Below are 21482 nucleotides of genomic sequence, written 5' to 3' on the forward strand. Positions count from 1 at the left end.
CAAGCACTACTTCGCTTTATTAAATAGATTATATAGATATCTAATAGAAGGGAGCTTTAAATTCATATGGCTGATTACTTTTATAAAGATGGTAAAAAATATTATAAAAACCAATCGCATTCGAACGATCAAAAAAACAACTGTTTTACTGAAACTCATACGATAGCTGGTTCTGCAGAAAATGCAAATGGAAATATACCTGTGTCTGTTTTCCTTGAAACCACCGCTCCACAAACTGTATTTGAGGATTTTACAAACAATCATAACAAAACATTAATTCAGTTATTCGTTGTCGGTATGAGTGCACCCGTTCAAGTAACTATTCTAACAAGAAGGTCTAGCATACCAATTACTACTACATTACAACCTGTTCAAACAAAAATATTTCAAGTTGAAGATTTTCAAAGTCTTACTCTTACCAAACAGGAAGGTCCTACTAGTATAGTTAGTTTATTTGTACAAAAAACATTTTGTATCTGCTGTAACGATAGTAACGATTCCTGTGATGAATATTATCACGACTGCAATTAATAGATTAAATCGCCAAAAGGACCTTTATATAAAGTTTTTTTCCTTACACTCCCTCACCCCCTTTTTTATTAAGAATCCTAAAATATGTTAATATTATAGATACCCCAAAGTTGAATACGAATGACTATTGTGTTCTTCTTATTCACGGAGCAGTTAGCTTTTTCTAGCTGCTTTTATATTTCGTTCCAGTTCTTGCTTCTTAAAGAACTCTTTAACTGCGTTTTCCCCATAAGTACACATATCCATTCCCCTGTTCTACAAAATGAAATTTTTACCATGAAGATAATTGTTAAACATTTCATACTTATACATTATAATGGAATGGTTATTTTATATTGGCATTAAGAGGAGCGACCTAATTAAGGGCTTCTCTTTTTTTAAGCATTGTTTCTATAATCTTCCTTTGTATATTTTCTTGATCTGCCGCTTTAGCGAATCCCTCGTATACTGCAAACACTTCAAGAAACTCACTTAAACACATATCAATAATTGCTCCATTACACACCCTCGTTTCCTATTAGAATAGCGTTTTTGTTCAAATTCACTTTCCAATCCTATAACTTCATACATTTGGAACTTTATAGAAAAAATACCTTTACTTTCAATTTAATTATATTAATATATTAAATAAGGGGTGTGATCAACTAATGGAACAACTTTACTTTAGTGCTTTAGAACAGCCACTATTTCTATTAGCACTTCAATTAATTGCATTTGTATTAATCATTTGTATCGTATATGGAATCTTATACAACACCATATTAAAATTAAATATGCCTAAATGGACTGCCCATGCGGTAGCTACGGTATTTTCCCTCGGTAGTACCTATCAAACTTTTATGAATTTCATTTAAAAACATTTTTCTTTATTTCTCTCTTTTGTTGAGAAATCTATCATTTACCATTCAAGAACGTAGTAGGCAACTTAATTGGTTGCCTGACGTTTTTACGGTTATTTACTTTCAAATAGCGTTTTTATTGAAAAATCAATTTGATTCACTTTCTCTATGGTATAATCTGTATTATTTACTTTTCGAGAAGGGATAACGTAATGAGAGAATACTTTGGTTTCATTTCAATATTTTTAACTGCATTCTTATTTTTCAATCTGTATTTTGCCGATCCTCCTTTAATTTTGATACCTATCTCAATTGTTTTGGCTATTTTGGCTCCGAAAGGTACAGCCAAAACATTTGCTTTTATTAGTTTAATAATTCTAGGTATTGTCTTCGCTTGCATATACATTCTCCTTTCTATGATTGGTTCGGGATTAGCTGAAACTCATCTCAGATAATCCCTTTCTCTCAAATAACGATTTTGTACTAATTTTGCTTAATATTTCCTGATTTAGTTTCAATAAAAGTATCTTCATCAGCCTCAATGCTTACCATATCCATTTCACTATCAAAACCTACAACTCTTCTGGAACCCCCTGTTAACGCTCCTTTAATAATTGTTGTTTGAATATTAACTGTTACTGTATTCATTTCTTCCTCTCGCTTTCTTTAAAATAAAGATTTTGTTACAAACTTACATGTACATGTATTTCGTAATATAATTAAGTTATCAATATATTAGAAGTGTTAATTATGTCAGGAACAATAATGATTTTTATATATATTTGTTTCGGAATGAGTGCAGTTTTTAGCTTGGTAAAGGAACTTCGAAAGCCACAGAAAAATCAGTTCTTAATTTTAGTGGATTTTCTAATTCTGCTAGGAGCTTTATTCCTAGTAGGTAGTATCTTCATCTAAATTACATAACAAGACTACATTAGGGAGCAAAGCAGTCTAGCGAAAGCTAACTGCTTTTTATTAATTTAACTATTTTATGAAACTTTTAAGTATCCGCCATCCCTTTCACATCAACTACTTCTACCATTCGCTCTACCCTTTTTTATTTCTCTCATATCAGTTGGACCTTTCCAAATCCCCACTCGTTTCCAATGTTTTTTCTTTTTTCCGACATACGAGGGGCTAGGATCATAATCCTTATCCGGTATTCCTTGTATATTTAAGTTCCTGACAACCTCAGGTGTTAAACCACTCGATTTTTCTATTCTCGGTCCACTATTCTTTTTAGGTTGTGTATCCAAATATCTGCCCAACCGACGTAATTCATCACCAGTCGGGCATACTTTACATTCATTAACACTAAAACTCTCGTTGGATGAGCGATTATAATGACAACGTCTACATTTCTGTTCGATAATTTCGCCAATCTGGTATGTAGCTCTTTTCGTACTCCTTTTGTCAGTTTTTTCATACCATCCAACACAAAACTGCCTTGAGCGCTATAACGAGCGCTTGTGATCGACTTTGTAACTTCAAGCCGGTGTGCACGTTTTTTCGCGGTTGTTCTTCTGCAACACGTACATTGACATACATAAAGGTCATTCTTTAATTCATGATTCTTTTCCATAATTGCTTTAAATTCATTAAATAATGTATTGTAATCCTCATCACGATATTGAAACTGAGCTTGCATGAGTTTGAGTGCACTTCCGCCTCCAAGCATAACTTTGTTTCTGCCATACTTCTCTCAATTCTTTTTGAAGTGAATCTTTTTCATCAACAACGCCAATAACCTTTATAAAAATTAAAAGTAATTACAATATAAAGGAGTGTTTTATTTGTGATTTTTACAATGATTTTATAAAAACCTAAAAAGAGGTATTGTCCATACATACGTATAGCAATACCTCTTTTCTTTATCTTATTACATCTTTTACTTCTGTATCTACCGGCCACTTTTCTAAAGTATAAGCCATTTCCCAAAATGAATATTCATATTGACTACTTATAATAAAATGCTGTTTCATACGCTTACGATCAGACTCTGTCACTTTTTCAGCTATTGCATCTAATCGTGTAATTTGCTCTTCAACTAATGTTCGGAACCAATCAGATCCATAAGCAGAAATCCATTCGTTATAAATCGGCTCTTCTGGCTGACACTCTTTTAAACGCTCACCAATTTCATAATACAGCCAATAGCAAGGTAAAATTGCTGCAATAATATCGCCTAAATGTCCTTCATACGCAGCACGGTACATATGTGAAGTATATGCATATGCAGTTGGAGCAGGGATAAAATTATCTTTTTCTTCTTGTGTAATCCCTAGTTTCTTCGCAAAGTTCTCATGTAAAGATAATTCCGCCTCATATGTATTTTGAGCATGATGTGCCATGCGAGCAGTCGTTTCTAATTCAAGCGCTTTTGCAGCTCCTAATGTTTGTACTCTAGCAAAGTGACTCAAATAATAGGAATCTTGAAGCACGTAATAGCGAAAATTAGCTAAATCTAACGTTCCTTCACCGAGTTTTTTTACAAAAGGATGATGAAAACTAGCTTCCCAAATTGAATCTACTTCTTTACGTAATGATTGTGAAAAAGTCATTTGATTCCCTCCAATAATCCATTTCATATAAGTATTTATCCACAGCAATTAACGCTTTATAATAAAAAAACTTTCTTTACAGGCGTAAAGAAAGTGAAATTGACAGTATTTATACATGAAATAGCAATGTCTTTCCCACTTCCCTACGCTGGCATTAACCAGATCAGGTACTAAGAGTCTCAAATTCCAATTTGATCTCAGCCTATAATAGGCCCCCCTAGTGGATAAATATTTTATTTTCGTATCGTATTCATCATAACATACTTCTTGTTACTGTCAAAAGTATTCATAATACCGTTACTTAAAACCCTTCTTCTTTTCTTACTCTTAATGAAGTTTCAATAATCATATCTAATAGTTTACTATAATGAATTCCCGCTGCATCTGCACTTTTTGGTAGTAAACTTGCTTGTGTCATCCCTGGTAATGTATTAACCTCCATTACATATGGAATACCGTCCTTCACCATCATATCAACCCTTGCATAAACACTACATTTTAATGCTTTATAGCACGCCAGTGATGCTTTGTTTACACGTTCCTTAAGTTCAGCTGGAAGTTCGATAACTTCTTCAATTGTACTAGCGTCATCATATTTCGCATTGTAATCAAAGAACTCAGCCGCATGCCGAATTGAAATGATAGGTAACTGTTTCCCATCAAAAATGGAACATGTAATCTCTTCACCTTTTATATATTTCTCTATTACTACTTCAGAATCCCATTCGAACACAGTTTCCAGCATTGAAATTAATTCGTCTTTATTGTAGACAATCTTTACTCCAACACTTGAACCACCAGAGTTTGGTTTTACTACTAACGGAAATCCTAACTTATCTAATTCATCAAAATTCAGATCCTCCATTTTTGTAAGTTCAATCCAATCTGGCGTTTCTATTCCTTCATAACGTAAAATCTTTTTCGAAATATTTTTGTCCATACATATACCGCTAGATAACATATTGCTGCCGCTATAAGGAATACCTAAACTTTCAAGCGTTCCTTGAACTGTCCCATCTTCTCCGTATTTTCCATGTAATGCGAGCAGCGCAAAATCAATGTCTTTCGCTTTTTCGATTAAATCCATTTTTTCATTTAACGTAATTGGTACGATTTCATATTTATTTTTATCTAAATTTGCAATCATTTCGTTTCCAGTCATAATTGATACTTGTTTTTCAGAGGATACTCCTCCCATAATAACGCCAATTCTCATTTCCTCAACTCCAAATTTCATTTTTTATTGTATCACCGATTATTTTGATTCCCCGAACTATTTCTTCTTCTTTCAGACGTGAAAATCCTAATCGAAATGTGTTTATTCCTTCTCCATTAGAATAAAAAACATCTCCAGGAGAAAATGTAACCCCTTGCTCATAACACTTTTGTAAAAGCGTACGAGCATGAATTTTTTCTTCTAACTCTATAAATAAATGAAGTCCACCGTCACCGGTCATTCTTTGAAACGGAATGTACTCGTTACACATCCCAACAGCTAACTCATATTTTTTCTTATAAACAGATCTTGCCTTTTTTAAATATTTTTCAAAATATCCTTCATGTAAATATTGAAATAGAACAGCTTGATCTAAAGTAGATGTGTGAATTGTTCTTGCTCTTTTCACACTTTCTAAATAATGAATTAGTTCTTTATCTGCAATGATCCAGCCTACACGCAAGCCAGGGAAAAGTACCTTTGAAAAGCTACTAATATAAATCACATTATTACCAGCACCAGCAAAAGTTAATAATGGTGCTAAATGTGAACCTGAATAACGTAACTCTTCATTAAATCCATCTTCTATAATAGGAATCTTATATTTTGAAAATAATCTCATCAGTTCCGTTCTTTTCTCTGAACTCGTCACAATGCCGGTTGGATTATGATAGGAAGGAATTAAATACGCAAAATCAAACTCTTTTTCACGCAAGCTTTTTTCAACTTGATTCGTATCAATACCATCTTCATTCATATCAATACCATGAACTTCAAGGCCATGTAAGCGGAATAGCTTCAGCGCAGCATGGTGAGTTGGATTCTCACAAATAACTCGACCTGATTTCTTTGACAACGAGGATATTACAATGTCTAATCCTTCTGTAAATCCATTTGTAATTAAAATATCTTTGTTCGATATATCTACACCTTTCATTTCCATATAATGAAGTAGATAATTCATTAACGGTCTATAACCTTTTGCGTATCCATAGTTTAATACGACATCACCTTCAATGGACATACGAGTAAGAAAAGCTCTTTTGAAATTTTCCACATCAAATAGCTTTTCATCCGGAGCGATGCTGTTAAAAACAATCATTCCTTTTTCCCAGCGCACACCATGTTTCATTAAATCTAATTCATCAGCCAATAAGGTAACTGTATTAAGTTTATTTTTCCAATCTATTTCAACAGACGAAGTGTTCGATATATCAACCTTCGCAACAAAATTTCCTTTTCCTTTAACTGCATAAATGAGCCCTTCTTGCTCTAAATCTGCATAAGCAGCGAGTACAGTGTTTCTGCTTACACTAAGTAATTCACTTAGTTCCCTTGTTGAAGGAATTTTTTGATCCCCGAGCAAATGCCCTTTCATAATCATCTTCTTTAAATAATCTTTTAATTGAATATAAACGGGACGATCTTTCACAACTTTAAAATCTTTAAACAAATTCTTACCCCCTGCAATTATTTTTGCATATTTATTTCATTCTCAAAAGGTCCACTGCATATGTATTTTTTATAAAGGGCGGTACGGTTTTATAAAATACAACTTTAATCAATTAGTAACTTTACTCCCTGTTAATACGTGACAAATCTTTACGATATAAATTAATTATATCTTTTAAAGCTGCTGCTGCGGCTCCGCGTGGATTTGATGCACCACCAATTGTAGTAACTTGGCCCATCGTATCTGTAAAGAACGTAATCCCTTTTTCTGTTCCATTTACATTTGCTAGCGGATGATTTTTATGTAATTTGTACGGTTCAACATTTAGATTCACATTACCTTCATTATCTTTATAGGCTGATGCTATCAATTTAATAATTTTATTTTGTTCCTTCGCATTTCGAATTTGTTGTTTTGTAACATGTTCGATTCCTTTAATATGTATATCTGTAAGCTTATTCTCTGTTCCCATTAAACTGTTTGTCAAAAGTAACAATTTACACGCACTATCAGAACCACTTACATCTAATATTGGGTTCGTTTCAGCAATTCCTTTACTTTGCGCTTCTTTCAGTGCTTCTTCAAATGTAATATCTTCCTCAGTCATTTTCGAAAGAATATAATTTGTTGTCCCGTTTAATATTCCTTCTATTTTTTCAATATGGCAACCAGCTAAACTAAATTGACCAATATCAAGTGTTGGTAATGCCGCAGCAGTTGCCCCACTGTATCGAATTCGTACATTTGCGATTTTTGCAGCTTCATTTATTTCTCTCCAGTTTGTAACTAGCGCACCTTTTGAAATTGCTACTATATCCATTTTTTTCTCAATCGCTTGTTTTATATATTGTTTCCCAGGATTTCCATCTTTAAGGTTTGTAACTGTTGATTCTACCAGCACTGTACCACTTATGTTATCTGTTGCACGTTCCTCTGGATGATGTTCAATATATTTTTCAATTGCACAGCTACCGCCACCATATCTAAATAAATGATGAATAGATAATCCATCTTCATTATGTATTGCAACATTTCTGCCTAATACACCGCTTACCACTAAATCTATTCCATACGTTTCATTTATATATAAATATTTTTCATTTAATAATTTTATAAACTCTCTTCCTACTGTTCCATATCCTGATAGTACAACTTTAATTTTCATAATATCCCCCTATATTTTTCTACCAAAGCCCTCTTTCAATATAATATAAAGCGCCCTCGAATTCCATCGAGAGCGCTTTATTACTATCTATTTCGGTAAACGTGATAACTTTTCAGCAATTGCTCTATAAAACTCTTGAATGCTAGAAAAACCTAACGTGTCCGAAACACTTAATCCTACCATGTCGAGATGGTCCCAATTTGCTTTCGTTTCGATATGATTCCATTTCCCAATCTGCAATGACTCATTATTATTTACAGTAGCATTAGAAGAAGGTGCAATCATAGAACTTGTATTTACTACACCATCATTTTGCCACCAAGTAGTATCAATTAATGGACGATTTTCTTCATACCTTGCATAGGAACCTAAGAAAAATGCATTCCCCATTAACACTTTATTCATCGTTATATGAGGCAAATGTAAACCCGTTATAGGTGCCGCTTGTGATGCATGTCCACTATAGGATAAGTAATACACATTCGGTTGCGTCTTTACCCAATTATTTAACTCCTTTGCACCATCTGTACTTAAATCCCATTGACTTATATCTTTTGTATTTTTCCAAATTGAACTATTTAGAATACGATTACTGTATTGGAAAAAGGACTCTCCAGTATTCTTTTTTAACCCCCATTGATCCAATTTAAAATCATATAGTGATAAATTATCGTTTCCTCCAAAACTTGCAGCTGTAATGAGTAAATCTTTAACGAACGGTAGTAGAAGACTACCATCCGCAAGTGTTGTACCGTTGTGAGGAGTTGCTAATGTTGTAACACTATGAACATATGATTTCTCGCCCTCAAATAGTGGTGATATTTTGGTGTTTGGGTGATTTTTTACATAATTTTTTTCTTCATAACTGCCTTCTTTTAATAGCTGTACTAATGTTCTAATCGTTTGTCCACCCATGCTATGCCCAACTAAATGAATTTTATTTGTTTCACTCCAATTCGGCGTAAAACCACTATAAGTTCTGCCAAAACGCTTATGTCCATGTTTCTCAGCATGTGCGGCACCGTAGTCTACTGTTCCACCGTTAATTTGGGCGTATAATTCACATGCACGGTCCCAGTTACTAGAAACTGGTCCAACAGCTGCGGTATGAACTGTATAACCATTGCGTTTTAAATCTTCTTGTATATCATGAACACCACCCCAATATTTAACCCCTAGCATTTCCTCTCTACCCCATCCGGCAAAACCATTTACTAAAATGATCGGATAATTATTTTGTTGTCTCTCTTCAGCATATGTTATTTTCGCTACCAATGAACAAACAGCCACTAATGCAAAAAAACATATTTTAAAAAATAACTTCCCCATACTTTCTCCCCCTAATAAAACGTTTACATTTTTCGCTATACAGCATGCTTTAATAACTTAAACATAATGTAAAGTATTTTATATACGTTGTATATATAGAAAACATATACAAATGTTGATAAATATTTACTTTTTACAATACAACTTGTAAATCTGTTTATTTGAATTTATAATTAGATATAGTTTCCTCATGTTAAAAAGATTTAAAAACCATAAGAAAACTAATCTCATTGCTTCAAAAGGAGGAAAAATCATGCAAATCGGATCAAATATTCATACATTGTCTCAACCTACTAAAATAACTCCATCTAATCTTGAGCATAATACTATCTCTTCTACTAAACTTGAAAGTAAGAAAGTAAATGATCCTATCAAGTTCGATATTCGTTCATCCGAAAAAGAAATGAAACAGCCAGAGCATAAATTTAATGAATTAGATTTATGGAAGATGTTAAAAGATAAAGGTGTTCCTTTATGGATCATCCTTGAAATGCTACAAAAAGTTCGTAAAGAAAAAGAAGCTCAAAATACAAATGCGATTGAGGAAACAAACGAGACTCGATTAAATGAAGTAATGTAATCTTTTTTATATGAATAGTCTATAAACTAAAAAGAGTTCAAGCTTGATAAAGTTTCTATCAAGCTCGAACTCTTTTTTAAGATTTTTCTCCAATCGTTACAAACTGAAAAGATACTTCTCCTTCCAAACCTTTAATTAGCTTTTTTACTTTGACATTTTCATTAACCATTGTATTATCTGTCGACATTTTAGGTTTTTCGTCACCTATAGATTTTTTAAATTGAAGAAGATGCATTTTTGTTTCATTTGCTTTTATTTCCTTATATACGCTATTTTTTGCTACAATCACATACGATTGCGTTGGATATTTACGGGTGTTACCTATCCAAGTGTCACTATCGTATGTAACAGGAATCTCGTTTCCTTCTATTTTAATACTTTTCATAGTCTTTTCGTCTTCATTTGTAAACAATAGCGATCCTTCTTTTGGGAATTTTGGTAACGTATCTAAAATATAATTGGAGCCATTACCTCGTTTATGAAAAATTTTTTCTTTAATCAGTGCTAGTGCTGTAGATTCATTTAAAATTAATACATGTCCATTTCCAACTTCACCTTTTTTCACAGAAAACACTTCATTTTCTTTCGTAATTTCTTGATAACGATTAATAATTGGTGAAATATTATTTTCATCTCCAATAATTAATACACCGTTTGCAGGAAACGAGTTATCCTTCTTAGAGCATGCACTAAAGCTTATTAAAAATATTATAGTTAACATAAAAATAGTTAAAGTTCTTTTCATCACGGTTCCTTTCATAATTCATATCATTTTTTACATGCTTTTCTGTAATTTTATTAGTTGATATCCTTTATTGCTCCATAGTCTTATAAAGCTTTTGTAGGTAACGCCAACGAGTAATAAAGAAATATAAAACTTGTATACATATAAATGAAATTAAAATAACAATCGAGCTATTTAAAATAGAAAAACTAACTAATTGTTGCAGTGCCGTATACGCTACTACAGTATGAATCACCGCAACAGCAATCGGTAAGAAGAACATTAATAATAACTGTCTCGTTACAACTTTTTTTAACTCTTGTTTACTTAATCCCATTTTCGAAATCATTTTATATTGTTGTTGATCACGGTCCAAATCAGTGTATAATCGGAAATAAATAAAACTAGCAGCAAATGTAAAGAAAACGATTCCGACTAAAACACTTGCCATAAGTAATAAACCATTCTTTTGCTTTGCCTCCAACAAGTTTAATGTTAAAGCTACAAAGTAGAAATCACTGTCCCTAAGATCTTTATCGAATATACTCTTTAATTGATTTGAAATCTCTTTCGTTCTTATCCAATCATCTACAACAAATCCGTAAGTACGATATTGAATATCTTTATCCTCTGGATTACTCGTCAGAGGAATTTCATTATACACATGATCTTGAACAGCAATATAAATACTACTAGAATCATGTGGTAAAACTAAATTCTCTACAGTTTTCTTCACACGAAATGTCTTTGTCCAATCTCCTTGAATGACTTCAATATTTTTTTTATAGTCACCATTTTTAAATTCTTGCTTTTGTGACACCCTCCCAGGGATTAGTAAAATTTCATCTTCTTTTTCAATCGTTTCATGTTGGTACCCGAGTGCTCTCGTAAGTTCGTTATATTCACTTAATTTCAATACATTTACGTTACTTTCTGTAAATTTACTTGAAGATGAAGCCATTCGATACGGAATATTTGCATCCAAGAGGTGTTTTTTTATAATAGAGAGATGTTTATCTACCAATTTGTTGTTTTCAGAGCTTTCATACAGAAATGTATATGGGTTTGTCATCCACACTAAATTTCTATTACCAATAGCAGCTGTTGTACCAATAGCTGTAAATGCAACTGCTGAAATAATAGATACAATAAAAAACATCGTTGCATTATCTTTCATACGGTAAATTAATTCAGAAAACGTTAATATATTTGTTCTTTTTAAAAAGAAAGATTCTCTCCTTTTAGCAAGATGTAATATATAAACGCTACACTGTGTATATAAAAAGTACGTTCCTATAATTACTAGTAGGACACCCATTCCGAGCGTAGTAAAACTGGAACTTGAAATAAAGCGAAATACTGAGAAATATCCATATCCTATACTAATTAAAGAAAGCAATGATAATAAAATTGAAGATTTCGGTTCAGGTTTTGGTTTTTCCTCTGCTCGAATAAGTTCCACAAGTTCCGTTATTTTTACCATTTTAAATGTAAATAGTGAAACAATGAAAAATAAGAAAAGAAAAGTGATTACTGTTAATAATACAGCCTTCACTGGTGTATAAAAAGGCAAACCATTATTAATCATTAATACACTTGCGCTTATCAATAAGACTAGTTTAGAAAATATGAGTCCAATGAAAATCCCTATACAAATTGAACCAAGTCCAATCAACATATTTTCAATTAATAATAATTTCTTAAACTGTCTCATTGACATACCTTGCATCATTAATATGCCAAATTCTTTCTTACGAGTTTTTAAAAATGAACTAACTGAATATAGAATAAAGAAAAATGAAAATACAAAAATCAAACCTTGCGAAATTGTAAATCCCATCGTACCATATGCACTCATTGTTGCACTTGTTGATTTCAATTCACCTTGTAAATCAGGATGAAATAATAAAAGAGCATATGTAAAGAAAACCATAATAGAAAATGTACTACTTAAAAAATGGGCAACGTATGTACGCTTATTACGAAAAATATTATTAAATGCGAACTGACGAAAAGTCATGCCTTTTCCCTCCTAACAAAGAAAGAACATCCATAATCTTTTGATAAAAGGCTTGTCTGCTTTCACCACAATAAATTTCGTTATATAGTTGACCATCTTTAATAAATACTACTCTACTGCAAAAACTCGCAGCATACGGATCATGTGTAACTAACATCATCGTAGCTTTTTCTTCTTTATTAAGAGTATCAAGCATCTCCATTACATCATTTGAAGATTTAGAGTCTAAATTCCCTGTTGGTTCGTCAGCAAGTAATAATTGCGGTTTATGAACGATTGCACGAGCGATTGCTGTTCTTTGAGCTTGCCCCCCTGATATTTCAAACGTTCTTTTACTCAATATATCTGTAATATGTAACTTCTCTGCAATCTCTTCCACTCGTTTGTTCATTTCTTGCACAGAAACACCATCTAAAGTCATCGGCAATACGATGTTTTCTTTTACAGTAAGTGTGCTAAGAAGATTAAATGATTGAAAAACAAATCCTAATTGTTTTCTGCGGAATAACGCTAAATCTTCTGATGATAATTGGAAAGGGTTTGTTCCATTTATTAAAATTTCTCCCGACGATGGAGAATCAATAGTAGATACCATATTTAATAACGTTGTTTTCCCACTACCAGATGGCCCCATAATCCCTACAAATTCACCTTCTTGAATTGATAAATCAATATCAACTAATGCTTTATAAGGTACTTTCCCTTTATATACTTTACTAATACTTTTTGCATGTAAAATTTCCATGTATATTCTCCCTTCATTTGCACGTCTCATAACAGAGTGTAAATGAATTGTCTTACATCTCATATTGATTCATCTTTCATTTATCTTACACGCTTGTAAGATTTCTAAAAAAACTGATAATAAAACTATTTTTAAACTAAAATTAACGCATACCTATCTTATATTAATTGTATAGTAGCAGGAATTACAATGTATATGAAATCTTTATTATATACTGAGAAAAGACCGATTGCTTTATCGGTCTTTTACTACCTAAATTTATATTTTTAACTATTGCCTTTCGTTGATATGTTTTTGAGTTACTCTTTTAATACTATTTCACTTTATAATAACCTCTACAAAAAATTGAGTTCTTCGGTTTAATCGTAATTAAAAATGAATTGTAAATATCTGAAGCGGAAATTATTGCGTTTATCCAACATATAAATAAAATGATTGATTTAATATTTCCTGATATATAGAACGATATAACGGCAGGAACGACCGATAATACAATAATAGGCAAACTCATAAAGATCCAAAATCTTATTTTGGATAGAATTGCATTTGTATTTAACCAAAAAAATATTCCACTACACGTTAAGCTAATATCACCTTTTTTCTTTATAACAATAACGTGTAGAAATTCATGAATAATAAAGACACAAATGCCTATGATGATGAGATAAAATATATTAATGTGGGTGAAATCTGCTCCAAAGTAATACGGTATTAGAAAAATGATGATTTGAAGTACATATACAAATTTCATATAATGTTTTCGATGCCAATTATTTTGTATAAAAGGAGTCCATTCTGACAAATCCATACTTATCTGTGGTAAGTGACGAAACCAAATTATAATAAACATTCCCCTCCCTCATTTAAATAATTTCATATTTAAAAACATGTAATCCACTAACACTCAACCGTTAATTTTAAATTCACACCTTTGCTCGCCTGCACTTTTGCCATAAATTCTTCTACTAAAGCCTAAAGTCATTCATTTGTAGGATGATTTGAGTAAAAATTTATTGTTTTCATAGGCACACATATTCGACAAAATTTTCCAAATACCTTTTTAAATACGATGCTTATATAATAGTCCTCGCACATACAACTTGATGCATCTGTTTTTGGTAAAAAGCAACTTTATCCAGAAGCTACTCTTTAATATGCTTAACTGATACATTTGAATGTAAAAAAGCTTAGAGTTTTAGCTTTAAGCTTTTTAATGATTTCGGTTTAATTTCTTTTACAGAGCAATATTTTTTATCCATTCGGATTTACTTAATTGATAATGATTATATAGTTGATTTTCTATCTCCTGTTCACTCAAATAAATAAACCCACATTTTTCAATAACTTTATTTGATGCTACATTGTTAATTAAAGCAATTGCGTTAAGGACATCTACTTTCGTTTTTTCGAACAAATAGTCAACCAGTCCTTTTGTCGCTTTCGTTGCATAACCATTATTATGATATTCGCTTGAAACAGCATACATAATCTCTCCATTCGGTGCAGGGAGTTCATCTTTTATACCTGTGCAGCACCATCCAATAAATTCATTTGTGGTTTTCTTACATATTCCTAGTTTTAATATGTGATCATCTATGTTAGTCGTAATTCTCACTGCATGAAGAAAAGCTTTATTTTCTGGTATCTCATAATTTACAACCCAATTAATCCTTTGTTCTTTCGTTGATTTCCAGTCTGGCAAAAATTTTTCTATTTCCAGTTGATTGGATATGTTATAAATATTCTCTGCATCTTCGACTGTAAACTCTTGTAGGTATATTTTTCCATAATCTATTCTAAATAACGTAGTCAATTTCTCTTCTCCCATGTTAATACATTAAAGTGCCTTAATCTGCTTCGTAAGTTCCATAAATCGTTCATCCAGTGCTTTATATTCTTTGTCTTTAGAAGTTAAAAAGCTTAATTTCCCTAATACTTCTTGTCTCTCTGTTTCTAATGTTAAACGTAGCTCTTCGATTTCGTCTCTTGTTTTCGTAGGTTCTTCGAGCTGCTTTTGTATTGTATTGTTTACAAACACAAGCTTTGTATTAGTTGTTTTCTCCAGAAAATATCGATCGTGAGAAACGATAACGAGTGTTCCGTTATACTCAGCTAATGTATTTTCAAGCTGTTCACGTGAAGGAAGATCAAGGTGATTCGTAGGTTCATCTAAAATAAGTACATCTTTTTCATCTAAAATATAAGTCATTAGCTTACATTTTACTCGTTCACCCATACTCATATATCGAATCGGCTCTTTCCATTGGGAAGATTCAAACCCTAAATGTTTCATTAAATTTTGGACTTTTCCTCTTTCTTCAAACGTCTCTTTGAAAAATAAATCTTCTGGTGTTTTTTCCAGCGGTAAATCAAATACTTCTTGTGTTAAATAACCGATGTTTGCTGATGGTGAAATCCATACTTCTCCTTCAGCAGTTTCGTTTCCCATAATCATCTTCAGTAAAGTTGTTTTCCCGCTACCGTTTGGTCCAACAATCGCAATCTTCTCACCGTGTTGAATTGTAAAATTAACGTTTTCAAATAATATTCGATTATTAAATTTTTTCCGCAATTGTTTTACTTCTAAGAAACGTTTTCCTACTTTTTTACTCGCTTGAATAGAGAATTCAACTGAATACTCCTCTTTCACACGTTCTACCTTCGTTTTCTCTAGCTCTTTTTCGAGACGTTTTCGTTTCGACTTCACTTGTGCATCCATGCGCTTCGCTTTTACACGATAAAATTCTTTAACTCCTTCTTGTTTTGTAGACTGCGCATGTGCCTTTTGTGACCATGAACTTAGTTCTTTTATATGAGTTTCTACTTGTTCTATCTTTTTTTGTTGTTTTTCATATTCACGCTGCTGTGTCATTCTTTTATGCTCACGTGCTTTCATATAACTTGTATAATTACCGCTATGGTCAATTAATTTCTTATCCTCAATTGACCATATTCTAGTCGCTACAACATCTAAAAAATATCGATCATGTGATACGACGATAACTGTACCTTTCATATTTTTAATTTGCTTAATGAGAAATTCTGTACTCATCTCATCTAAATGATTTGTCGGTTCGTCTAATATTAAGACATTAGGATTTTTAGCAAATCCTTTTGCTAATCGTACTTTCAGCTTTTCACCACCACTTAAAGTATGAAAGTCGTTCGTTGGCACGCCCCATTTCGCAAGCAATTCTGCTTCTTTTGCAATTATATCTTTATTAACGAAAGTTTCTTTTTCTTGTTCAACATATGCTGTTGTCATATTCATTTGCATCCATTCAACAGTACCTTTTGAAGGTTCAATCTTCCCATTTATTAATTGAAGTAACGTTGATTTACCAGCACCGTTTTTACCGATTAATCCGATAACATCCCCTTGTTTTACTGTCACATTCATTTTCTCTAACAACATATTTTCTTTTATTTCAACATAAACATCATTTAATTTTAATAGTTCTTTCATAATACCGATCCCTTTCATTAAGGGAGAATAAAAAATCCTCCCAAATAAATTTGGCAGGATTAGTCGTTAAAATATTTATACCCAAATAAACTATTGCGCAACATAAATAGCAATACCGTTGTATGGAAATCGGGCAGACTAATCCTATTTTTTAGAAATTGAAATTTATTGAATTTCAACATTTAAAAATAAGATTAGTTAATCATCGTCCACCCATCATTCCTTTCCGTCATTAATAACCATATTGTACCATACTAATACTGTATGAGTAAATGCAATTATTTGTGCTGTTAAAAAGATTGCTTTCTTTTAGGCTTATTTATCATTCTTTAACTTCATATTGAACAAGCACAAATTACATTAATTGTAATACGTCCTTTAGAATTCCCCAGTAAAAAACTTCTAAACTCTCTATTATATAAAAATAAAATATTATTCGTTACCCAATAATAACTTATTGTTTTTCAATAAATTATCATTGATTACTACCCTTTAATAAGCTATTATATAGTTGCAGAAAATATTAATATAAGGATTGAATTTATGGACAGGACATTAAAAATCAAAAAATTAAATATATTTTTAAGAATCGTTCTCCTCCCGATTGTAGTAGGGATAATTGTTGGTATACTAACTAAATTAGGTCAAGGTATACTTCCAGGAAATTGGCATTCATTAGCTAACTTAGGAAGCGTTTGGTTAGTTCCATCCTTTTTCGTGGCTAGCCTTAGTTATTCTAAGCGTACAGCTATGCTTTCTGGTATCCTTGCACTACTCGGTATGGTATTAGGCTATTATGGTTATGCAATAGTTATTAAAAATGTAGCTCACTCGATTTATTTTATATCTGTATGGATTGTATGTGCATGTATAGGAGGAACTATCTTTGGAATTGCAGGTTTTCTATGGAGAGATACGACAACTCCACTTCATAAATTCGGAAGCGCACTTTTAAGTGGAGTTTTTGTAACGGACGGACTTCACATTCTATTAAACTTTGAAGATTACAGTTACATGTTACCTGTTGGATATACGGAAGTGATAGTCGGAATTATCTTGATTCTTGTATTAGAACGCTCTAATGCTTATCGTGTGTCTTCTTTCTTAATGATGATTCCTATCACTATTTTAGGATTAATTGGATATAATTTATTAAGTTTGTTTACTTAATTACAATACTGTATCATGAAAAAACAAAAGACTAATTGTATTATAGTCCACAAAACATATCACGTATTCGAACATTATACTTATACATAGGATAGGATCCATGAAGCTATCTCTTTCAAAGGGATGGCTTTTTTCTTACAAAAATATTTATCAGCTTTTTATTAAATCCTCCAAATTTAACAATCGTATTTATTAGTGTGTCATTATACATACTAATATAACGTTTTGCCATTTCATATAACCGCTATACAAAAAGGCTAAAAAACTTATCTCCAAAGTTCTTTAGCCTAGATTACATATTTTTACACATTAAAAAATTTAATACGTACAACGGTACCTTTACCAACTTCTGAATGGATTTCTACACTATGTCCTAATTGTTTCGTAATTTCATATACAAGATATAGCCCCATTCCAGTTGATTCTTTAAAATCTCTGCCATTTTCTCCTGTAAAGAAAGGTTTAAATACTCTTGGTAAATCTTGCTTCGGTATGCCTACACCGTTATCAGCAATTTCAAGTATGACTGTATTACCTTCCTTACAAGCTTTCACTTTAATCTTCTCTCTACTACCAGATGAATATTTAATCGCATTCGATAGTATTTGTCCAATTAAAAATTGTAACCATTTCGCATCACTTTCTACAGTAATATCTTTCTCAACTTTAAGCTCTGGATATACAAAATTCCGGATAAAGAAACGTTTATGTTCATGCACAGAATCATTCACTATTTTATATAGCTGTACTTTTTCTACATAAAAATCTTGTGTAAATGCTTCTAAACGTGCAACATACAATGCCATCTCTAACCCCTTTTTCAGTCTATCTGTTTCCTCATTTATACTTTCGAAGCGTGGATCAACTTCATCTTGTGTAATTAATTCTATGACAGATAAAGGTGTTTTCATTTGATGAATCCACTGATTCATAAAAGTTAAATGATCATTATTTTTTCTCTCTTGTATTTGAAGCTGATTTTGATAATGGCGATATTGTACCTCAAGCAAGTGTTGAAGAGCAGCAGATATAGCTGCAAAATCAGAATTTTGAACAGATTCATCTAAAGATTGCATCGGGTTTGCTAAACGCTCATAAAAAGAACGATGTGTAAAGTAACGAAATATTAAATAACCTACCATAAAAAAGGCACCTAAAAACATTGCGTATAATGCCGTTGCAGTATGGTTATACCCATCAAACCAATATACGAGAAATATGGATAGTAGTTGAATTGCTGTAAAACAAATAAGTGGTATATGATCACGTATAAACAGCCTTATCATTTTTCCATACCCGTATCCCAAGTAATATGCAATCTATATCCAACACTACGAATTGTTTCAATCGCATCCTCAATCTGTAACGTTTTTAACTTCTTTCGCACACGTGTCGTATTTACACTTAATGTATTATCATCAACATAGGATTCACTATCCCATAATTTATTTAATAACACCTCTCTACTCACTACACGCGGATAATTTTTCATTAACATTTCTAATAAAATAGCTTCGTTTCTCGTTATATCAATCTCTTGGTTCCTAAGCTTCAATACAAGCCTTTCGGGATATAAACAAAGTCCCTGTTGCTCAACCATCCGATCTTCTACTTTCGGTGCATAATCTCCGTAAGCACGTCTTAAATGACTTCGAATTTTAGCCATTACCACTTCGTAATGGAATGGCTTTGAAATGAAATCATCACCACCGTTTTCTAACGCCATAACTTGATCCATCGTACCTTCACGAGCTGAAATAAATAATATCGGACACGTGGAAACTCCGCGAATTTGACGACACCAATAGTACCCATCAAAACTCGGTAAATTAATATCTAATAAAACTAACTCTGGTTGTTCTTCTAAAAAAATATTTAATACATTTTGAAAATCAGATACAATAATTCCTTCATACCCGTATTTCGCAACATGTGTTGATAATAATTCTGCTATTTTCATATCATCTTCTACAATCATAATTTTAACCATTATTTACTCCTTTATCGATCCGCAATCTTATATTCAATTATATAAAATAAATACTACCTTTTTTTATATAATCCGTAAATCAAAAAAGGATACTTTTATACAAAAGCATCCTTCTTTTATTATTCTTATTTAATATGAAATTTTACTAAAGTCAAAACCTAACTTCTCCACATAGTCCATACTTAGTTCCATTCGTGCCGTTTTAAGCGGATCCACAACTTGACAAACTTTTAAATCACCGGCAGCTGATAATAAAAGCGTGGCATCAGCTTTAGACATTTTTAATTCTTCATGTAAAAATGTCACCATATTACGTACAGCACGATTCGCTGCATCATCTAGCAATTGCTCTGAAGCAAGCGTCATTATTTTTTCTTTTTGAATAACCATTGGTAATGGCCATTTCTTTCCTTTTATAATATGAACTGTTACCGTCACCTCACCAGCAACTTCTACTCCACTAACACCAATTTCACCGTCACCCATCGCTGCGTGTAAATCGCCTAATGCTAATAGAGCACCAGGAACATTTACAGGTAATAATAATGTTGTCCCTTCTTTTATCTCTTTACAGTCCATATTCCCGCCGTGATCATGCGGTGTGCCACATGAAATACTCTCTTCTTTTGGAGCAGTTCCAATTACACCGATCATTGGATTAATTGGGATTTGTAGTTCATTCGAAAACAAAACATATTTATTATGTATTGGGACAATTTTCACTGTATTTTCATGTAGCTCTTCACCCATTACACCAAGATTCGTACCTGTAGTTAAAACACCTTGCTCTGCAATTTGAATCTTTTCAATCGTTACGGATAATATGTCACCAGGCTCTGCATCACTGATATATACAGGTCCAGTCGCCGGATTAATTCGGTTCCAATCTAATTCTTGAAACGCAACATCTTCAGAATCAATTTGATTTTCAAAGCAATCATATGTTTCAAATATAAGGCGACTCCCAATTTCTACTTCCATACATGGTTTATTTTCTGATGACATTGCGTAAATGATATGTTCTTTATGAATTCGATACATAATACCTCTCCCTTTTATATTTATCTACTATTACTAATTAGCTTTTTTCAGACAAGCTCCTCTTGAAATGTTAATTTTATGTGAAAAAGCACCAAGCTTATTTAAAAACATACACTCTTTACTATAACAGAAAGGTGGTATCACTATGCCCCTTATTCCATATAACGAAAGCGATGTTGACTTACTTGCTCGATTAATACGTGCTGAAGCTGAAGGCGAAGGCCGACAAGGTGAACAACTTGTTGGTTGCGTAGTAGTAAACCGTGTATTTTGTGATTGCTTAGATTTTAAACAACTTCGTTCTGTACGTGATGCTGTATATCAAAGCCCCGGTGGATTTGAAGCAGTGCAATACGGATATTTTTATCAACGTGCTCGTGAATCAGAAAAAGAAATCGCACGAAAAGTTTTACAAGGTGAGTGGCGCTGGCCAGCAAGATGGGCTCTTTGGTATTTCCGTCCAGTTGGAGCTTGTCCGCCCGAATGGTATAACCAGCCATTTGTAGGACAGTTTAAAAGTCATTGTTTTTATGAACCTAGTGGTAATGAATGTCCGAAATTGTATTCACGGTAGTAAAATTTGGAACGCAAGTACTTAGAATTTTGGGTACTTGCGTTACTTTTAACTAAGTTCTAGTAGTCTAATAATGTG

General features: G+C 32.4%; 23 protein-coding genes and 1 riboswitch. Of the genes, 5 read left to right on the forward strand and 18 right to left on the reverse strand.

The annotated features are described in order from the left end of the window. Window positions 1-66: 66 nt before the first annotated feature. Together AC0L0O_RS11645 and AC0L0O_RS11650 are read left to right on the forward strand one after the other, a co-directional pair. Window positions 67-531, forward strand: a complete 465-nt coding sequence (locus AC0L0O_RS11645; RefSeq protein WP_000796386.1) for a hypothetical protein — start codon at window positions 67-69, stop codon at window positions 529-531. Between the two features lie 647 nt (window positions 532-1178). Beyond that, a complete protein-coding gene (locus AC0L0O_RS11650; protein WP_000437061.1) occupies window positions 1179-1385 on the forward strand; it encodes a hypothetical protein in 207 nt (68 codons plus the stop codon). 172 nt (window positions 1386-1557) lie between these two features. Here AC0L0O_RS11650 and AC0L0O_RS11655 read toward each other — a convergent pair whose 3' ends face one another. The 9 genes from AC0L0O_RS11655 to AC0L0O_RS11695 form a co-directional block, all read right to left on the reverse strand. Then, window positions 1558-1770 (reverse strand): hypothetical protein, encoded by a 213-nt coding sequence (locus tag AC0L0O_RS11655; RefSeq protein ID WP_001148160.1) that lies wholly within the window; start codon window positions 1768-1770, stop codon window positions 1558-1560. Window positions 1771-1853: 83 nt separating this feature from the next. Continuing rightward, entirely contained in the window at window positions 1854-2018 is a 165-nt protein-coding gene (locus AC0L0O_RS11660) for a hypothetical protein (RefSeq protein ID WP_001099235.1), read from the reverse strand. 377 nt (window positions 2019-2395) lie between these two features. Further along, entirely contained in the window at window positions 2396-2626 is a 231-nt protein-coding gene (locus AC0L0O_RS11665) for a hypothetical protein (protein WP_000381010.1), read from the reverse strand. Next, complete coding sequence (locus AC0L0O_RS11670) at window positions 2587-3048, reverse strand: hypothetical protein (protein ID WP_001982105.1); 462 nt, start codon at window positions 3046-3048, stop codon at window positions 2587-2589. Before AC0L0O_RS11670 ends, AC0L0O_RS11665 begins: the two co-directional genes overlap by 40 nt. Window positions 3049-3241: 193 nt before the next feature. After that, complete coding sequence (tenA, locus tag AC0L0O_RS11675) at window positions 3242-3931, reverse strand: thiaminase II (protein WP_000144491.1); 690 nt, start codon at window positions 3929-3931, stop codon at window positions 3242-3244. 123 nt (window positions 3932-4054) lie between these two features. Then, a riboswitch (TPP riboswitch) is annotated at window positions 4055-4160 on the reverse strand. Between the two features lie 72 nt (window positions 4161-4232). After that, entirely contained in the window at window positions 4233-5147 is a 915-nt protein-coding gene (ddlB, locus tag AC0L0O_RS11680; protein WP_001982146.1) for a D-alanine--D-alanine ligase, read from the reverse strand. 4 nt (window positions 5148-5151) lie between these two features. Further along, on the reverse strand, window positions 5152-6600 hold the full coding sequence (gene pdxR / locus AC0L0O_RS11685) for a MocR-like pyridoxine biosynthesis transcription factor PdxR (RefSeq protein ID WP_000471625.1): 1449 nt from the start codon (window positions 6598-6600) through the stop codon (window positions 5152-5154). Window positions 6601-6721: 121 nt separating this feature from the next. Then, window positions 6722-7765 carry a homoserine dehydrogenase gene (locus AC0L0O_RS11690; protein ID WP_473785757.1) on the reverse strand — a complete coding sequence of 348 codons (1044 nt, stop codon included), beginning with the start codon at window positions 7763-7765 and terminating at the stop codon, window positions 6722-6724. Window positions 7766-7852: 87 nt separating this feature from the next. Further along, window positions 7853-9094, reverse strand: a complete 1242-nt coding sequence (locus AC0L0O_RS11695) for an esterase/lipase family protein (RefSeq protein ID WP_000517037.1) — start codon at window positions 9092-9094, stop codon at window positions 7853-7855. Between the two features lie 253 nt (window positions 9095-9347). Here AC0L0O_RS11695 and AC0L0O_RS11700 point away from each other — a divergent pair, with 253 nt between their 5' ends. Further along, on the forward strand, window positions 9348-9674 hold the full coding sequence (locus AC0L0O_RS11700; RefSeq protein ID WP_001165506.1) for a DUF3914 domain-containing protein: 327 nt from the start codon (window positions 9348-9350) through the stop codon (window positions 9672-9674). Between the two features lie 76 nt (window positions 9675-9750). On the opposite strand, the gene AC0L0O_RS11705 is transcribed toward AC0L0O_RS11700, so the two are convergent. From AC0L0O_RS11705 to abc-f, 6 genes are all read right to left on the reverse strand, one after another. Beyond that, on the reverse strand, window positions 9751-10419 hold the full coding sequence (locus AC0L0O_RS11705) for a lipoprotein BA_5634 family protein (RefSeq protein ID WP_000831676.1): 669 nt from the start codon (window positions 10417-10419) through the stop codon (window positions 9751-9753). 67 nt (window positions 10420-10486) lie between these two features. Further along, window positions 10487-12418, reverse strand: coding sequence for an ABC transporter permease (locus tag AC0L0O_RS11710; RefSeq protein WP_000144187.1), 1932 nt, complete (start codon window positions 12416-12418; stop codon window positions 10487-10489). Beyond that, the gene (locus AC0L0O_RS11715; protein ID WP_001982451.1) at window positions 12393-13163 is read right to left on the reverse strand and encodes an ABC transporter ATP-binding protein; all 771 of its coding nucleotides are present in this window, start codon (window positions 13161-13163) and stop codon (window positions 12393-12395) included. The genes AC0L0O_RS11710 and AC0L0O_RS11715 overlap by 26 nt, the downstream gene beginning before the upstream one ends. Window positions 13164-13476: 313 nt before the next feature. Continuing rightward, window positions 13477-14013 carry a DUF3267 domain-containing protein gene (locus AC0L0O_RS11720; protein ID WP_000469926.1) on the reverse strand — a complete coding sequence of 179 codons (537 nt, stop codon included), beginning with the start codon at window positions 14011-14013 and terminating at the stop codon, window positions 13477-13479. A gap of 384 nt (window positions 14014-14397) precedes the next feature. Further along, window positions 14398-14991, reverse strand: coding sequence for a GNAT family N-acetyltransferase (locus AC0L0O_RS11725; RefSeq protein ID WP_072181116.1), 594 nt, complete (start codon window positions 14989-14991; stop codon window positions 14398-14400). A gap of 9 nt (window positions 14992-15000) precedes the next feature. Further along, complete coding sequence (gene abc-f, locus AC0L0O_RS11730) at window positions 15001-16629, reverse strand: ribosomal protection-like ABC-F family protein (protein ID WP_033681190.1); 1629 nt, start codon at window positions 16627-16629, stop codon at window positions 15001-15003. Between the two features lie 543 nt (window positions 16630-17172). Here abc-f and AC0L0O_RS11735 point away from each other — a divergent pair. After that, complete coding sequence (locus AC0L0O_RS11735; RefSeq protein ID WP_428888812.1) at window positions 17173-17799, forward strand: DUF6518 family protein; 627 nt, start codon at window positions 17173-17175, stop codon at window positions 17797-17799. A gap of 302 nt (window positions 17800-18101) precedes the next feature. Here the strand turns inward: AC0L0O_RS11735 and AC0L0O_RS11740 are convergent, their stop codons facing one another. The 3 genes from AC0L0O_RS11740 to AC0L0O_RS11750 form a co-directional block, all read right to left on the reverse strand. Then, the gene (locus tag AC0L0O_RS11740) at window positions 18102-19085 is read right to left on the reverse strand and encodes a sensor histidine kinase (RefSeq protein WP_000620169.1); all 984 of its coding nucleotides are present in this window, start codon (window positions 19083-19085) and stop codon (window positions 18102-18104) included. Continuing rightward, window positions 19082-19789, reverse strand: a complete 708-nt coding sequence (locus AC0L0O_RS11745) for a response regulator transcription factor (protein WP_000238981.1) — start codon at window positions 19787-19789, stop codon at window positions 19082-19084. Before AC0L0O_RS11745 ends, AC0L0O_RS11740 begins: the two co-directional genes overlap by 4 nt. 129 nt (window positions 19790-19918) lie before the next feature. Continuing rightward, window positions 19919-20830 (reverse strand): acetamidase/formamidase family protein, encoded by a 912-nt coding sequence (locus AC0L0O_RS11750; protein ID WP_473785758.1) that lies wholly within the window; start codon window positions 20828-20830, stop codon window positions 19919-19921. A gap of 145 nt (window positions 20831-20975) precedes the next feature. Between AC0L0O_RS11750 and AC0L0O_RS11755 the strand changes: the two genes are divergently transcribed. Beyond that, the gene (locus AC0L0O_RS11755; RefSeq protein ID WP_001128411.1) at window positions 20976-21404 is read left to right on the forward strand and encodes a cell wall hydrolase; all 429 of its coding nucleotides are present in this window, start codon (window positions 20976-20978) and stop codon (window positions 21402-21404) included. Window positions 21405-21482 lie beyond the last annotated feature (78 nt).

Source organism: Bacillus sp. GS3m_15504, assembly GCF_055825275.1.

What these genes read in the sequence shown, in the direction of transcription:
- AC0L0O_RS11735 (WP_428888812.1), top strand. Translation starts at nt 17,173, where the DNA reads ATGGACAGGACATTAAAAATCAAAAAATTAAATATATTTTTAAGAATC.
- abc-f (WP_033681190.1), bottom strand. Translation starts at nt 16,629, where the DNA reads ATGAAAGAACTATTAAAATTAAATGATGTTTATGTTGAAATAAAAGAA.
- AC0L0O_RS11715 (WP_001982451.1), bottom strand. Translation starts at nt 13,163, where the DNA reads ATGGAAATTTTACATGCAAAAAGTATTAGTAAAGTATATAAAGGGAAA.
- AC0L0O_RS11720 (WP_000469926.1), bottom strand. Translation starts at nt 14,013, where the DNA reads ATGTTTATTATAATTTGGTTTCGTCACTTACCACAGATAAGTATGGAT.
- AC0L0O_RS11650 (WP_000437061.1), top strand. Translation starts at nt 1,179, where the DNA reads ATGGAACAACTTTACTTTAGTGCTTTAGAACAGCCACTATTTCTATTA.
- AC0L0O_RS11700 (WP_001165506.1), top strand. Translation starts at nt 9,348, where the DNA reads ATGCAAATCGGATCAAATATTCATACATTGTCTCAACCTACTAAAATA.
- AC0L0O_RS11660 (WP_001099235.1), bottom strand. Translation starts at nt 2,018, where the DNA reads ATGAATACAGTAACAGTTAATATTCAAACAACAATTATTAAAGGAGCG.
- AC0L0O_RS11705 (WP_000831676.1), bottom strand. Translation starts at nt 10,419, where the DNA reads ATGAAAAGAACTTTAACTATTTTTATGTTAACTATAATATTTTTAATA.
- AC0L0O_RS11745 (WP_000238981.1), bottom strand. Translation starts at nt 19,789, where the DNA reads ATGGTTAAAATTATGATTGTAGAAGATGATATGAAAATAGCAGAATTA.
- ddlB (WP_001982146.1), bottom strand. Translation starts at nt 5,147, where the DNA reads ATGAGAATTGGCGTTATTATGGGAGGAGTATCCTCTGAAAAACAAGTA.
- AC0L0O_RS11645 (WP_000796386.1), top strand. Translation starts at nt 67, where the DNA reads ATGGCTGATTACTTTTATAAAGATGGTAAAAAATATTATAAAAACCAA.
- AC0L0O_RS11740 (WP_000620169.1), bottom strand. Translation starts at nt 19,085, where the DNA reads ATGATAAGGCTGTTTATACGTGATCATATACCACTTATTTGTTTTACA.
- AC0L0O_RS11710 (WP_000144187.1), bottom strand. Translation starts at nt 12,418, where the DNA reads ATGACTTTTCGTCAGTTCGCATTTAATAATATTTTTCGTAATAAGCGT.
- AC0L0O_RS11690 (WP_473785757.1), bottom strand. Translation starts at nt 7,765, where the DNA reads ATGAAAATTAAAGTTGTACTATCAGGATATGGAACAGTAGGAAGAGAG.
- AC0L0O_RS11750 (WP_473785758.1), bottom strand. Translation starts at nt 20,830, where the DNA reads ATGTATCGAATTCATAAAGAACATATCATTTACGCAATGTCATCAGAA.
- AC0L0O_RS11725 (WP_072181116.1), bottom strand. Translation starts at nt 14,991, where the DNA reads ATGGGAGAAGAGAAATTGACTACGTTATTTAGAATAGATTATGGAAAA.
- AC0L0O_RS11755 (WP_001128411.1), top strand. Translation starts at nt 20,976, where the DNA reads ATGCCCCTTATTCCATATAACGAAAGCGATGTTGACTTACTTGCTCGA.
- AC0L0O_RS11695 (WP_000517037.1), bottom strand. Translation starts at nt 9,094, where the DNA reads ATGGGGAAGTTATTTTTTAAAATATGTTTTTTTGCATTAGTGGCTGTT.
- AC0L0O_RS11655 (WP_001148160.1), bottom strand. Translation starts at nt 1,770, where the DNA reads ATGCAAGCGAAGACAATACCTAGAATTATTAAACTAATAAAAGCAAAT.
- AC0L0O_RS11670 (WP_001982105.1), bottom strand. Translation starts at nt 3,048, where the DNA reads ATGCTTGGAGGCGGAAGTGCACTCAAACTCATGCAAGCTCAGTTTCAA.
- tenA (WP_000144491.1), bottom strand. Translation starts at nt 3,931, where the DNA reads ATGACTTTTTCACAATCATTACGTAAAGAAGTAGATTCAATTTGGGAA.